At 50.1% G+C, this 14,603-nt stretch carries 12 protein-coding genes and 1 pseudogene; 7 read left to right on the top strand and 6 right to left on the bottom strand.

Annotation, left to right across the window (positions count from 1 at the left end; genetic code table 11):
• Positions 1-17: 17 nt before the first annotated feature.
• Together BWI97_RS22495 and BWI97_RS22490 are read left to right on the top strand one after the other, a co-directional pair.
• Complete coding sequence (locus BWI97_RS22495; protein WP_102202894.1) at positions 18-1,022, top strand: FecR domain-containing protein; 1,005 nt, start codon at positions 18-20, stop codon at positions 1,020-1,022.
• Between the two features lie 40 nt (positions 1,023-1,062).
• Positions 1,063-2,961, top strand: coding sequence for an STN and carboxypeptidase regulatory-like domain-containing protein (locus BWI97_RS22490; protein ID WP_102202893.1), 1,899 nt, complete (start codon positions 1,063-1,065; stop codon positions 2,959-2,961).
• Between the two features lie 201 nt (positions 2,962-3,162).
• On the opposite strand, the gene BWI97_RS22485 is transcribed toward BWI97_RS22490, so the two are convergent.
• From BWI97_RS22485 to BWI97_RS22470, 4 genes are all read right to left on the bottom strand, one after another.
• On the bottom strand, positions 3,163-3,705 hold the full coding sequence (locus tag BWI97_RS22485) for a DUF4833 domain-containing protein (RefSeq protein ID WP_094811583.1): 543 nt from the start codon (positions 3,703-3,705) through the stop codon (positions 3,163-3,165).
• Positions 3,706-3,732: 27 nt separating this feature from the next.
• Positions 3,733-4,722, bottom strand: a complete 990-nt coding sequence (locus tag BWI97_RS22480; protein ID WP_102202892.1) for an NAD-dependent epimerase/dehydratase family protein — start codon at positions 4,720-4,722, stop codon at positions 3,733-3,735.
• Positions 4,719-5,507, bottom strand: a complete 789-nt coding sequence (locus BWI97_RS22475; RefSeq protein ID WP_102202891.1) for an SDR family oxidoreductase — start codon at positions 5,505-5,507, stop codon at positions 4,719-4,721. The genes BWI97_RS22480 and BWI97_RS22475 overlap by 4 nt, the downstream gene beginning before the upstream one ends.
• Positions 5,508-5,769: 262 nt before the next feature.
• Positions 5,770-6,966 carry a glycosyltransferase gene (locus BWI97_RS22470; protein WP_102202890.1) on the bottom strand — a complete coding sequence of 399 codons (1,197 nt, stop codon included), beginning with the start codon at positions 6,964-6,966 and terminating at the stop codon, positions 5,770-5,772.
• Positions 6,967-7,448: 482 nt separating this feature from the next.
• Here BWI97_RS22470 and BWI97_RS22465 point away from each other — a divergent pair, with 482 nt between their 5' ends.
• The 3 genes from BWI97_RS22465 (at position 7,449) to BWI97_RS22455 (ending at position 9,718) form a co-directional block, all read left to right on the top strand.
• A complete protein-coding gene (locus BWI97_RS22465) occupies positions 7,449-7,859 on the top strand; it encodes a YsnF/AvaK domain-containing protein (RefSeq protein WP_102202950.1) in 411 nt (136 codons plus the stop codon).
• A 50-nt stretch (positions 7,860-7,909) separates the two neighbouring features.
• Positions 7,910-8,788, top strand: a complete 879-nt coding sequence (locus tag BWI97_RS22460; RefSeq protein ID WP_094811575.1) for a YsnF/AvaK domain-containing protein — start codon at positions 7,910-7,912, stop codon at positions 8,786-8,788.
• A gap of 90 nt (positions 8,789-8,878) precedes the next feature.
• Complete coding sequence (locus BWI97_RS22455; RefSeq protein ID WP_102202889.1) at positions 8,879-9,718, top strand: DUF1206 domain-containing protein; 840 nt, start codon at positions 8,879-8,881, stop codon at positions 9,716-9,718.
• Here BWI97_RS22455 and BWI97_RS22450 read toward each other — a convergent pair.
• Positions 9,715-10,373 (bottom strand): annotated as a pseudogene (locus tag BWI97_RS22450) (DUF6766 family protein). The gene BWI97_RS22455 and the pseudogene BWI97_RS22450 sit on opposite strands and share 4 nt — an antisense overlap.
• Before the next feature lie 171 nt (positions 10,374-10,544).
• Here BWI97_RS22450 and BWI97_RS22445 point away from each other — a divergent pair.
• On the top strand, positions 10,545-12,830 hold the full coding sequence (locus BWI97_RS22445; RefSeq protein WP_102202888.1) for a GH92 family glycosyl hydrolase: 2,286 nt from the start codon (positions 10,545-10,547) through the stop codon (positions 12,828-12,830).
• A gap of 104 nt (positions 12,831-12,934) precedes the next feature.
• Positions 12,935-13,627 carry an HAD family hydrolase gene (locus BWI97_RS22440; protein WP_102202887.1) on the top strand — a complete coding sequence of 231 codons (693 nt, stop codon included), beginning with the start codon at positions 12,935-12,937 and terminating at the stop codon, positions 13,625-13,627.
• 54 nt (positions 13,628-13,681) lie between these two features.
• Here BWI97_RS22440 and BWI97_RS22435 read toward each other — a convergent pair whose 3' ends face one another.
• Positions 13,682-14,491 carry a ThuA domain-containing protein gene (locus BWI97_RS22435; RefSeq protein WP_369826643.1) on the bottom strand — a complete coding sequence of 270 codons (810 nt, stop codon included), beginning with the start codon at positions 14,489-14,491 and terminating at the stop codon, positions 13,682-13,684.
• Positions 14,492-14,603: the final 112 nt, after the last annotated feature.

Here is a 14,603-nt window from a genome sequence, read left to right as displayed (position 1 = left end):
AAACACGGGCTTAAGCCATGGATAGCGATTCTCACGAACCCATTGAGGATGGGCTCATTGGCAAATACCTGGCGGGCGAAACCAATGAGGAAGAGACCCAGCGGGTTCGGCAATGGCTCAATGAACCGGATGCCGAACGGGAAATGCAGCGTTTCGAAAAAATCTGGGAAACGAGCCGAACCCTCCAAACCCGCCCGCCCGTCGATGCGGATGCGGCCTGGGAAAAATTACGAAACCGAATTCAGGAACCCGCCCCGGTAGCCGATACCCCCATACGTCGCTTCACCTCCTGGCGTACTTCCATTGCGGCGGCCGTGGTACTGCTGGTGGGCCTGGGCTGGTTATTCTGGACGCTCCAGCGAAATGCTTCCGTACCCCAACTGGCTTTTACGGCTACGGATCATTCTACGGTACATGAATTGCCGGATGGCAGCAAAGTATGGCTGAATCGTAACAGTAAGCTCGAGTACCCCGAAACCTTTGCCGACGATTCCCGCTCGGTGGTATTGACGGGAGAAGCCTTTTTCGATATTACGCCCAATAAAGAGAAACCGTTCCGTATTCAGGCCAGTCAGACGACCGTGCAGGTGGTAGGTACCTCGTTTAGCGTTCGGGCCTATGATCCGAATGTACGGGTAGCCGTGCGAACGGGGAAGGTTGTATTCAAAGCCCGCAATGCGGAAGTGACGCTTATGAAAGATCAACAGGCCACGTTTGATGCCCAGGCGGCTACGATGCAAAAAACTGAACGCCTCGACCCGAATGTGTTTACCTATCAAACGGGTAAAGCGGTTTTCGATAACGCGACACTCCGTGAAGTGATACAGATAATCAACGAGGTGTATCAGGCCGAGGTGCAGCTTGGGAACGAATCCCTTCGAAACTGCCCCACCACAATCGCGTTTGATCGTACCAAAGATACTTTGGAAAATCTTCTTCAGGCCATCGCCGACTCGCACGGACTGACCATTCGTCGCCAGGGTACGGAGTTCATTTTTGAAGGTACGGGTTGCTCGCCTTAAGCAGCCCTGCCTTCGCCTACCTTCCTTCAATCTTCTGAAAATGATTCGCCTGTTTTTCATCCTGTTGGTGGCCTGGGCCTGTACCCCGGCCCGTGGGGAAGTACCCCCGCTGGAGCGGCTCGTTTCCCTGGATGTTCACAACGAACGCCTCCCCCGGGTGCTCCAGGTGCTTAGTCAGCGGGGAAATTTCAACTTTTCGTATCACTCTGCCCTTATCTCCGAAAACCGATTGGTGACGCTGCGGGCTACGAACGTCAGTGTACGCGAAGCTCTTAATCAGCTGTTCAAAGGCACCCTTCAGTACCATTCCCGGGGTAATCACATCGTCCTACGGACCAGTCCAGAACCGGATACCGAGGAAACGCCCAAACATTTTTACCTCGAAGGATACATCACCGACGAACACACGGGCCACAAAATTACTCAGGTTTCCGTCTACGAAAAAACTACCTTCACCGCTACTCTCACCGACGCCTACGGCTTTTACCGGATCAAGCTACCCACTAGTCTTCCGCAGCTTTTACTCGAAATCCGGAAACAAGAATACGTGGGGGAAACCGTCCGGGTACGTTCCCGGCAAAGTCATACCTTGAATATACGCCTCGCTCCGTTCGTCATCACCCGTACGCTGCCGCCTTTACCCATCCGACAGTCAACCGACACCAGTACCCGGCGAACTGTTGCTACGCCACAGATTATACGGCTTAGTTCACCGGATTCCGTACCAAGATCCCGCATTTCGCTTTGGAAACGCAGTAAAAACAGATTTACCGACTGGCTGATGTCCACGAAATCGGCTATTCATGACAGTAACCTATCCGGCGACACGCTGTACCGTCAGACTCAGGTTTCGGTACTTCCTTTTGTGGGAAGCAACGCAACGCTGAGTGCCCGGGCCATCAATGATTTGTCGTACAACGTGCTGCTGGGTTATTCGCTGGGCGTGAATGAAGTAGAAATTGGGGGTTTGGGCAACGTAGTACGTGGCAATGTTCACGGGGTACAGGTAGCAGGTATGGCGAACCTGGTAGGCGAACGGGTGGAAGGTACGCAACTAGCCGGTATGGGCAACATCATCCGCCGCGATATGCGGGGTTTCCAGGGTGCGGGAATCGGAAACATCATAGGGGGCGATCTCTCAGGCGTACAACTAGCCGGAGTTGGAAACTTACTGATCGGTAGCCTGCATCACGGCGTACAACTCAGTGGCGTAGCAAACCTGATTGGGGGCGAAAGTCTGGGTACGCAGGTCGCGGGGGTGGGTAACATTCGGATAGGTCCGGCAACGGGTGTCCAATTGGCGGGTGTTCTGAATATTGCGACCAGCGACCTGAACGGATGGCAACTCAGTAGTGCGTTGAATTACAGCCGACATATCACCGGTGGCCATCAGATTGGCTTGCTGAATATGGCCGGATACGCCGAAAAGGCCCCGTATGGCCTCTTCAGCTACGTGCACCGCAATGGGTATCGGCGACTGGAAATTTCCATCAATGAAGCCAGTCGGGCCAATCTGACGTTTAAAACGGGCCATCGGGGCTTCTACAATATCCTAACCATAGGTTCCAATCTCGATGCGGAACCGCGACCCGCCTGGAGCTTTGGTTACGGCTTCGGAACAGCCGTTGATTTGAAAAAGGGTTGGATGCTCAACGTTGATTATACCACGAACTTCCGCCTGCCCGCCCAGTGGCAAAACTTTGAAGAAGGCCGCTTCCTGGGCCGATTTGAGCTGGCTGTCGAAAAGAAAATCAGCCGCGGGCTGGCCTTGGCCGTAGGACCAACGTTCAACCTGTCTTCGTTTGATGCGGACAGTCGGCATGAAATCCGGCCCACGTATAGCCTACCCGCGTTTTCGGCGTATACCCTTTTCCCGGATTTCTCCGTACAGGGATGGGTAGGATTCCACGTCGGTCTACGCATTTGCAACCGGAAGTAACGTTGCTTTCCATACGTTACTTCCGGTCAGCAGCTCAAGAGGGCCAAAAAGGATGGCAAACGCCTGCCGGATACTCTTGCTACGTCGGACATCCTTCCAGAGATCGACCCATTCGTGACCGTACTGAAATGGGCAGCCAGTGCCGCCTATAGCTGCGTATGGTTTGAGGATTCAGGGCTGAAACGGAAAACTTACGGGATTTTAGGGAATGATGCGTTCATAAACGGCTCGCCCACTTTCCGGGTCCACGCCGAACATTTCTACGTACTTGACTTTAGGTACCAACCGGGCTTTGGGATCCAGTTGTACGAAGACTTTTTGCAGACAGGCCCGCTGCCCACTAATCGTTGTCATAGCCACGGCTTTCCCCTGATGGTATTGGACCTTCAGGACCCGTTCGGGAAAAGCATTCAATCGTACCTCGTAGGATTCACCGGCAATCGGCTGGTGTGTATAGCCGTAGGCCAGTTGCCATTGGATGCGGGAGAGATCTTCCCGTTGGCCCTGCTCGGCGTAGCGAATCCAGTATACTTCGACGGGCTTACTCGGGTTCAACTTTCGGTCCGCCGATTCGTTGGCTTCGTAGACTACCGTATTGGCATCTTTACTGCGTTGCAAATAGAACAATTGCCGCGATGCCGTTTTCGCTGAGAAAGTCGCTTTGGCGGGAACGATCGTCGTGGCCTGAGCGAAACTGTGAAGAATCAAACCGAGTACGAGGAGAAAAGAAACGAATGTTTTCATGGCTTATGGATTTACGATTGAAAGGCGTTAACGAAGGATTCCGCGTTGAAACCAATCGATCGTATCACGAACGGAATCCTGAAAGGGAGTACTCATCAGTCCCAGTTCCTGCCGGGCTCGCTGACCACTGTAGTAATTGTCCTGGGTAACGAGTACGGTATTGATGTAATTAAGTCGCAGCGGATGCCCAAACAACCGTTCAGCAAAGGTCCCTAGTCGCCCCGCCGATCGCATGAGTTGGCGGGGAATGGGAATCAGGGAGCGTTTTTCGGGAAGTAGACTCGCTACGGTTTCAAAAAATACTTCGTACGGTACGTTAGTAGCAGCCAGTAAATAACTTTCCCCAATTCGACCCTTTTGAAGAGCTTGTACGGTAGCCTCCGCCGCGTCCCGTACGTCGATAAAATTCTTACCCCCACTGCCCGGAAAAAAGACGCGTCGATTGTTTAATACATAACTGATCAATGCTCCCGAGCTGGGTTTGAAATCGTAGGGTCCCAGCAAAAAGGTGGGATTCACGATGACGATAGGAACTCCTTCCGCAACCGCTTCGAGCACTTCCTGCTGAGCCTGATACTTGCTGGCAATGTAGCCCGACTGCATCAAGTCAAAAGCGAAGGGACTTTCTTCCGTAGCTGGATTCTCATACGTTCCTGGCTGATAAATAGCCGCTGTACTTACATACACCAGTCGTTGCATGGACAGGCGACGGGCTACTTCCAGAATCTGCCGTGTAGCTAAAACATTGGCGTCAAAATAAGCCTCAACGTTCGACGGATACGGCTCCGTGCGAGCAGCGGCGTGAACGATTCCCTGACAATCGTAGGCTGCTTTTTCCAGATCTGGCAACGAAGTCATCTGTCCCTGCACCCATTCTACCTGAGTGTACCAGGGTAACTGACTGATCGCTTGGGGCAGGGAACGGTACATAGCCTTTACGGCGTATCCCTGCCGTAACAAAGCCCCGGCAATATGACTGCCCAGCAGTCCCGTAGCACCCGTGAGTAAAATTTTCATGCGGAGATTTCTTTACGAAGCATGGATACCAGAAGGGGTTCTCGCCAGGACCAGGGAATCCAGCGGGCGGCCCAGTACCCTACTTTATTCAATGTACCCGGAATGATAATCGATTGGCCTCGGCGAACCTGTTTTAAAGCAATCTGGGCGACCTCTTCGACGGATAAGCAACTCAGTTGGCCCAGCCAACCATGTTTTTGTAAACGATTCAGGTTTTCCGCTGAGGTGGGCATCGGTCCCGGATGCAATACGCTGACCTGCACGCCTTTCGCACTCAGCTCCGCCCGTAAACTAAGGGAAAACGAATATATAAATGCCTTGGATGCCGGATATACGGTTTTGTAGGGAATGGGGGTAAATGCGGCCAGACTGGAAACATTGAGAATATAGGACTTGGGAAATTTCAGCAGAAAGGGTAATAGTAATCGGGTCAGGAGTGCCGTTCCCGTTACGTTCAACTGAATGATATTTTCGATCTGCTCTGACTCAGCCGTATCGAACGCTTTCGAGCCACCAATACCCGCGTTGTTAATGAGGAAATCGACCTGAAATCCGGAAGCTTCCAGCCAGCGAATAAGCTGGCGAATGTTCTCCGCCTGCATTAGATTAGTTTCGTAGGTTCGTACGGTTACACTATACGTTTCGGAAAGCATTTGGGCGAACAGAGGAAGTCCTTCCTGGGGAAGGGCGACCAGGATTAGGTCCCGGCCCTGGCTGGCTAACTCCAGGGCCAGGGCCTTCCCTAATCCTAAACTCGCTCCGGTAATCAATACATACTTTTTCATGGCTTTTATGGATGGTCTCGATTGAACGTTACTAGGACAGTTCAGTCCAGACTTCCCCCTACGATGCCCTGAAAATTTTAAATACAAAATTGCATTTGCTGTAATCTCATTGTCTCTGGTATCTAACGATCAGGCCTTTACAAATAAAACCCCACGCTGAACATTCAGCGTGGGGTTAGTACGATCACGTGACCTTATACCTGGCAAGAGCTACTCCATAGCCCGTCGCCAAAGTTTCATGAACAGGGGTGAAACGTTTGTCTTAGGCAGGTTGAGCGTGAAGCTTCATCAAACCTGCCATTTCGTTCCAAACCCGATCCCAGGAATTTTCATTCAAAAAGGTATCTACTTCTTTCCGATGCGTCATGCCTTTGTCGGTCAGAGCCTGCTCCAGGGCCGCTTCAAAGCGTTCGGCAGTATCGGCAATGTGTACCCAGTTGCGGCTTCCGTAGTTTCGGATTACGTCGTGAATCGGCGTGGAAACAACGGGTAAGCCCGATGCCAGATACTCCGGCGTTTTGGTGGGACTGATGTATCGCGTGGCCGGGCAAATCGCGAAGGGCAAAATAGCCGCATCCCAGTGAGCAAAGTACCGGGGAATTTCCTGATACGACTTCATACCCAAATAATGGACATTGGGAGCCTTCGGCAAACTCGCCGGATTGATTTTCACGACGGGTCCCAGGAAAATGAATTGCCAGTCGGGGCGACGCTGAGCCAGTTCTCTAACTAATTCAATATCGAATCGTTCGTCAATCACGCCACAAAAACCGATACGGGGGTGGGCAAATTGCCGCTGATCGTCCGGATCGGGTTGTGGTTTACGAGACTGACTGAAGTGGAGAAAATCAATACTGCTGGGGAACGCGTAGGTATGTGCGTGCTTATCGCGTTTAGCCTCGTACAAACTATGGCCGCCCGTAAATACCACGTCCGCCTGCTCAATCAACCGTTGTTCCAGATCAATCAGTTGGCGGGGAGCCCCCAGAAAGGCACTTAACTCATCCATGCAATCGTAAACCGTAAGTTCCGGTGCAACTTCGGGACTGAAAGCAAGAGCCATGGGTGTGTAGTACCAGGCTACGTAAGAAGAGATACCTTCGCTGGCGATGAATTCGTCAATCAATCGTTTTTGCTGAGCGATTACTTCCTCTGGCTTTAAGCCGTGCGGCATACAGGGTACGAGTACACAGAGCTGGGATTGTATTTCGTGTTTTTCCAGCCGAATGGGACCCTCTTTAAATACGGGTTCTTCCAGAAACCACACCTGCCATTCCTTACTGGCACGGCTTAGTAAATGTTGGGGTCGCTGGTAAACGAAATTCCAACGCAAATGGGAGAAGCACACTAAATTTTTTGGATTGACAGAGGTCGGTGGAGTAACGGTCGTACCAATAGGTTCGGTCCAGGTGGTCGTCGAAGAGGCAGTGGAAGCAACTTCTTTTTCTTGAAGTTTCATACGTTTAAAATTATTGGAATGGCTATACGCTATAGACCGTTGGTAATTGTGTAGTGTGATTTATGCATTTAGAAGAAGTACACTAAGCATAAAATCCTACTTTACGTTTACTGCCCAAGTCACTGTAAATGAGTATGCTAAAAAGTGTAGCCAGCCGCATTCAATAGGCATTTCAGACCATCAGTGACCCTTTCAAAGCCTCATAAATGAGAATGTGTAGAAAGGTTTCCTCTAGGCGGGCTACAGGGTTGATCAGTGCCTCACCCCCGCGTCCCAGTATCCTGAGTAAAAAGTACCAACGTTCGAAACGTTTGGTCTGACACTAGCGAAACATGGCTGATACTAAATGTTTTACCGAAATTTCTTTCGGGCTGTGAAGCCCGCTCCCTAAGACGGTAACATTTGGGGTGTTAATTTCTTAAAATTGAACGTATAGTCTCCTACGAAGGCTAATGGAACGAATTTTACCCCTGATAGACCTGATGAATACGAACACTAATCCTTCCGTAACGAATGAATCCGGCCCGCGTCCCGTGGTTTTGCCGGTAATCGAAGAACAGCTGAAGGTTGATACGCAGCTGGAAGAAACGGGTCGAGTAACCGTAAGTAAACGTGTGCACGAACGCGAAGAACTTGTGGAACTTCCCCTTACGCAGCAACAGGTAAAGGTAGAACGCGTACCCATCAACCAATACATTGATACGCCTCCAGCGGTACGGTACGAAGGTGAAACCATGATCGTGCCGGTCGTGAAGGAAATCCTTGTTAAACGCCTGGTACTGGTGGAAGAAGTTCGTATCACCAAAGAAGAAGTACAGACTACTACTCACCAGCCCGTCGTGCTGCGGCAGGAAGAAATTGTAATTACGCGTAGTACTGGTCCGGAAGCATAGATTTCGTATTCATCGTAAAAAAATTCCATCACAACCCAAATGTAAGAATCATGTCAAAGACTGTTATTGGCCTGTTTGATACGGCCCTGCAAGCACAAACGGCTGCTGCTCAACTCATCCAACGCGGATTTTCAGAAGAAAACGTAGATATCTCCGCTTCAGCTACGGGTAGCGTAGACGCTACGACTACCGCACACGAAAGCGATAATGACACAGGCATCGGTAATTTCTTCAAATCGCTTTTTGGTAGCGATACCGATGATGCCGACAAATATTCACACGTAGCCCGTCGGGGTTCGATTGTCACGGTACACAATGCATCGGATGTACAGGCTCGTCTGGCTTCGGATATTCTGGATGAACACGGAGCCGTGGATATCGACGAAAAAGCCAACGAATATGGCTACGTAGCCACTACGGCTACCGGTTCAACGCCCTACCCGGCTGACTATCAACCTACGGAAGATTCATTAACGGTTGATCCCTTACAGCCTCATTCAAACGCTGACATTGTGAGGGATGAATTTACTGCCGACAACCAGGCCGCTTCTGCCAAGGTCATTGAAGAGAATCTGCAGGTAGGCAAACGTAGCATTGAAACGGGTGGAGCCCGCCTCCGCAGCCGTATCGTGGAGCGACCGGTTGAAGAAAACGTCCGTCTGCGTCAGGAACGCGTGGTAGTAAACCGTACCCCCGTGGACCGTCCGGCTACTGATGCGGATTTTGCAACGTTCCAGGAAGGCCAGATCGATGTGGTTGAACACGCCGAAGTACCCGTTGTTTCGAAAGAAGCCCGGGTCGTGGAAGAAGTTACCTTAGGCAAAGAAGTGGATGAACACGTAGAAACCGTCCGTGATACGGTCCGTCATACGGAAGTAGACGTCGATACGCTGAATACGGATGAACGTGGGGTGTCTCGTAATCTTTAACAGCCTGCAAATGCAATACAGGATTAACTCAAAAAAGGCTAACCGATCGAGTTAGCCTTTTTTGGGTCTAGTGAACTTTAAACCCGAAGCATGGAAGCCATTGCCCAAACGAAAACGAGTCCGCGTACCTGGGAACAAACCGTTGCCAGTTTAACCCGACTTAGTTATTTAACCAAAGGAATTTTATACGGTTGCGTCGCTTTCTTTGCCATCCAATTTGCTCTGGGGCAACGAGGCCCGGATCCCGGACGAAAAGCCGTTTTGCAGGAATTCATCAAAACCGACGTGGGAGCCGTAGTGTTAGTCTTAATGGCCCTATCCTTAGCGGGGCATACCGTCTGGCGGATGGCTGAAATTTATTTTGATCCGTATAAGAAGGGCAAAGGTGTACTAGGGTGGATTTATCGGTTAAATTATTTCCTCAGCGGTCTTACGTATACAAGTCTGGGTATAACGGCAGTAAAACTTTTAATGGGACAGGCGGATGATCAAAATCAGAAGCAGCTTTGGGTTTCCAAGATACTAATGGTCAAGGGCGGGGACTGGCTCATTATCCTCGTGGGTGTTTTTCTGATGCTCTGGGCGGGATTACAGATGTACAAAGGCATTTCAGGCACTGTCTACAAGAGTCTAAATAAAGAGGCTTTCCCTACGTGGCTCCATGGCTTTCTTTGGGTGTGTAATCTGGTGGGCTTCCTGACCGTGGGTGGCATACTGGCCTCTACGAGCTGGTACCTGATTAAAGGGGCCTGGAAAGAAAACCCGCACTGGGTCATGAACATGGACGACCTCATCAAATCACTACAAGCTTTTCCCGGCGGGCAGTGGATTCAAATGACTACCGCCATTGGCTTAACCTGTATGGCCCTATTTATGCTGGCCATGGCCCGGTGTTTCCCCATCAAAACGACGTCTTCGCAGGCCTGCTAATTGCCCGTCTCCTGATGCGGAGCATCAACGGGTTTTGATTCAGGTGAGCCTTTTTGCCGTAGGAAGATGGACAGGACTACGATAGAAAATACCGATAGGAACTCACTCTGCCAGTTCTGAAACGATTGAAACCAGAACTCACTCGATCCCAGAAATTCACCTAAGCTCATAAAGTCGGCTTTCCCCTGTAGCTGCTGCTCTTCATTGTGGGCCTGTACCCCACCAATGGCGTGTAACACAAACGATAGTCCAAAGAGTACGAAAAAAGCCAGACTCAGGGAATTCTGATATAACTTGACTACCCAGCCCCCTTTCCGGACGGGCCAGGGTGCTCCTGCACGGGTCGGCGAAGGTTCGCGGTCTACTTCCTCCTCTTCGGTCAGGCTTTTGGATTCGGACGAGCCCTTTTGGTACAGCGATACCGTCAGCAATACGTACAAGGCCATCTGGAGAAATTCGCTTTCCCAATTTTCAAAAACCGATTCTATGCAATGGCCACTGCCGAAGTACTCACCCAGCGTAAGTGGGTTTGGCCAAAATCCTGTCGTTCATTATTTAAATCCTGCCATCCCGTAAGCAGGTGAGCCAATAAGGTAAGGAGAGTAATAAGGGCCAGGATTAACGACAATCCGTTTTCCCGAAAAAACTTTTTCATAGGTGGCTGAAGTAACAGTTTAGACTCCGCAAGAAGGCAATAAAAAAGAATGCCAATTTTTTAGCTCAACTCACGGCAAAAAAGGTGCCTTGCATTCTTAATAACCATCCCTTTTAGCCTTTCTACGTACCTGAATCTGATTCAGACGTATATTCGTGCAAAAAAAGCTCGATGAAAGGTTTATTGACCCTTGCATTTCAATTCCTCTTCTTTCTTTCCTACGCTCAACAGAATCTGGTCCCCTACGTTCGCCCCCTGATTGGTACCGAAAAAATGGGCCATACCTTTCCGGGAGCTACAGTTCCCTTCGGAGCCGTCCAGCTTAGTCCGGATACGGATACCATTTCTTACGAACGCAACGGTAAGTATAATGGTGATGTGTATCGATATTGTGCGGGCTACAAGTACGAAGACAAAACCATTGTGGGTTTCAGCCATACGCATTTCAGCGGTACGGGTCACTCGGATTTGGGCGATTTTCTGGTGATGCCTACGCAGGGACGGCTTCAGCTGAATCCCGGCGTGGCTTCCGATACCAAAACTGGTTTTCGTTCGGCCTTCTCTCACGACCATGAAGTAGCCGAGGCTGGATACTACCGGGTGAAGCTGGATGACGACAACATTCTGGCCGAATTGACCGCCACCAACCGCGTGGGCGTACATCAATATACGTTTCCAAAATCGGACGCTTCACACATCATTCTGGACATGATGGCGGGGATTTATAACTACGACGAAAAAGTAGTCTGGACTTACATTCGGGTGGTGAACGATACGCTGGTAACGGGATACCGTCAAACCAACGGCTGGGCTCGTACCCGGACCGAGTATTTCGCCATGACCTTCTCCAAGCCTTTCAAATCGTACGGTCAGCAGAACTTCGACAAGCCACAGGTATACCGGGGTTTCTGGCGGAAGTTTGATCAGAACCATAATTTCCCCGAAATCGCCGGAAAGCGTCTTCGGATGCACTTCGATTTTGATACGCAAGAAGGTGAAAAGATTAAGGTGAAAATGGCACTCTCGCCCGTTAGTCAGCAAAATGCTCTGGAAAACATGCGGGCGGAAGCGACTCACTGGAATTTTGATGGGTACAAAAAACAGGCTCAGTTGCAGTGGAATCAGGAACTGAATAAAATCCAGATCGAAGCTTCGGAAAACGAGAAAATCAATTTCTATACGTCACTGTACCACACCTTCATTAACCCGACGGTTTACATGGATGTCAATGGCCAGTACAAAGGTCTCGATCAGAATGTTCATAAAGCCGAAGGCTTCACCAACTACACGACTTTTTCTTTGTGGGATACCTATCGGGCGTTGCACCCCTTCTTCAATTTGATGCAGCCCGGTCGTAACAACGACATGGTGGCTTCAATGATGAAGCACTACGACCAAAGCACCTTAAAAATGCTGCCCGTCTGGTCGCATTACGCCAACGACAACTGGTGCATGAGCGGGTACCACAGCGTTTCGGTACTGGCCGATGCCATCATCAAAGGCGTGTACAAGGGCGATCCCATGAAAGCCCTGGAGGCCTGTATCGCTACATCTAATCACCGCGATTACGAAGGCATTGGCGTATACATCGACCGGGGATATATTCCGGCGGAACAAAACGGCACTTCCGTATCGAACACGCTGGAGTACGCCTACGACGACTGGGCCATTGCTCAGCTAGCGAAGAAACTCGGATGGACGGATGTGTACGAAACGTATCAGAAACGTGCTCAGAATTGGAAAAACGTCTTTGACAGTTCGATCCGGTTCATGCGTCCCCGGCTGGCGGATGGTTCCTTTAAAAAAGACTTTGATCTGCTCAGTACGCACGGACAGGGATTCATTGAAGGTAATAGCTGGAATTTCAGCTTCTTTGTACCCCAGGACCCGCAGGCTCTGATGCAGGCTATGGGTGGGGCGAAAATCTTCGCGGCCCGGCTCGATACGCTGTTTTCCATGCACCTGCCCGATCAGTTTTTCGCCGAAACCGAAGACATCACCCGCGAAGGAATCATTGGTGGATACATTCACGGCAATGAACCCGCTCACCACGTGGCTTATCTGTACAACTGGGCGGGCCAGCCCTGGAAGACGCAGGCCCGCGTACGGATGATTCTGAACATGCAGTACAAGCCCACATCCGACGGACTCGGCGGAAACGACGACTGCGGTCAGATGAGTGCCTGGTACCTGTTCTCGTCGATGGGTTTCTACCCCGTCGCTCCGGGATCGGATGTGTATTCGATTGGTAGCCCGCTGGTGAAAAATGCCAAAATTCAACTGGAAAACGGGCAGACCTTTACCATTGAAGCCATCAACCAGAGCGACAAACACGTATACGTAGAGAAAGTATTGCTAAACGGCAAGCCCGTTACTAACTGGCAACTTAGCCACGCGGATGTGCTGAAAGGTGGAAAACTCACCTTCTACATGTCAACGAAACCCGCTCGGAAATAATCGGAATCGGGGCTCATACGTTCATGTATGAGCCCCGATTTTTTTCTGGTGTGGCATCCGTTTATTTTTGAATCGATTATAACCTTCTTGTTACCCGTATTGCCATGTCATTAAAAGTAATTGCCTTCGATGCCGACGACACCCTCTGGGTAAACGAACCGTACTTTCAGGAAACCGAACGAAAATTCTGTGCGTTACTGGAAGATTTTCTGCCGCATCACACCGTTTCCCAGGAGCTTTTCAAAACTGAAATTGCCAATCTTGCGATCTACGGCTATGGCGTGAAAGGCTTCATGCTGGCGATGATTGAGACGGCACTGACGGTTACGGATTACAACGTCCGACCCGAAGTGATCGCCAAAGCCATTGAATACGGCAAAGAATTGTTACAAAAGCCCATCGAATTGCTGGACGGCGTGCAGCAGACGTTGTCCTTGCTCAAAGATTCCTACCGATTGGTCGTAGCCACGAAGGGGGATTTGCTGGATCAGGAACGGAAACTTAAAAAGTCCGGACTGGAGCATTTCTTTCACCACATCGAAATCATGAGTGACAAGAAGGAGGCCGATTACCTGAAACTAATCAAGCACCTGGATATTAAGCCCGAGGAGTTTATGATGATTGGCAATTCGATTAAATCGGATGTACTACCCGTGCTGAACATTGGTGGGCAAGCCATTCACGTTCCTTACCATACTACCTGGTTACACGAACAGATTGAACATAAGCTGGAACACCCTAATTTCCGAACCGCTAAGCATCTCAACGAATGCCTGGCCTGCATTACTTTACTATAATCGACTAATAAAAAAGGGCCTTCGTACGAAGGCCCTTTTTTGTGGATCGGTATTCTATTTCGTCCGTCCGCCCAACCAGAATAACCCATCCAGGATGAGCTGATTCTGAATTTCGTTTTCGAACGTGAAGGAAAGTTCTTCGTTGGTTTTGTGCTCGTAATCTAGGTCGTTATGGCCCATGTTGACGTAGAGCATTTTGTATTTCTTGTTTGTCCACACGACCGGATAATAGCCGCTTTTCCAGATTTCATTGGGTTTCGGGCCCGTTCCTAAGGGAAAGCTTTCCGGATCGATGGAGAGTAAAATCTGAATGTTTGGATTTTTCCGCAAATCATTTTTCCAGCTGTACCACTCGTTGGGCGAGGAGGTAAAGGTTTTAGGCAGGTTTTTAGTCGCCGGATGTTCCGCATTTTCTACGCGTAATACAGCCTCCGTGGGTCGCCAGGTATTGCTTTTGTATTCACCCGAACCTAAAAACTGCTGGTGGTACCAGGGCCAGTTCTGAGGGTATTTCGAGGGTGTTAGAGCAAAGGCCGAAAAGTGAAAGCCGAGCCAAGCTCCGCCTTTTTCTATGTACGTCTGAAAAGCCTTTCGCTGAGCGGGGGCTTCCGGACGGGTATCCAGGAAAATCACTACCTTATAATTAGCCAGAAAACCAGCATTAAGGTTGGCCCAGTTGCTGGTCGAATCGTACGTAAACGCGTGTTGTTTGGCTGCTTTGGCAAACCAGCGGTTGGCTTCGTGCACAAAGCTGATATGGGCAGGATCGTTTTTGGCCGTATAAAAGGCAATGACTTTAAACTGCTGAGCCTGTACCGTTAGGGTCAGTATGCTAAACAATGCAAGTAATGCGTATCGAATCATCAAACTCAGGGACTTAGGGGTGTTCATCGGGATTATATAACGACTTTTAGGGACAAGGGCTGGCGTAAACCAAGATTTGTTTAAGAAACGGTTGAGTAAGAATCATCCCGCA

Origin of the sequence: Siphonobacter sp. BAB-5405, from assembly GCF_002872335.1 — a bacterium.
In the GTDB taxonomy this organism is placed as follows: Bacteria; Bacteroidota; Bacteroidia; order Cytophagales; family Spirosomataceae; genus Siphonobacter.
Note: the sequence above shows the minus strand (reverse complement) of the source record. Positions and strands in the feature narration are given on the sequence as shown.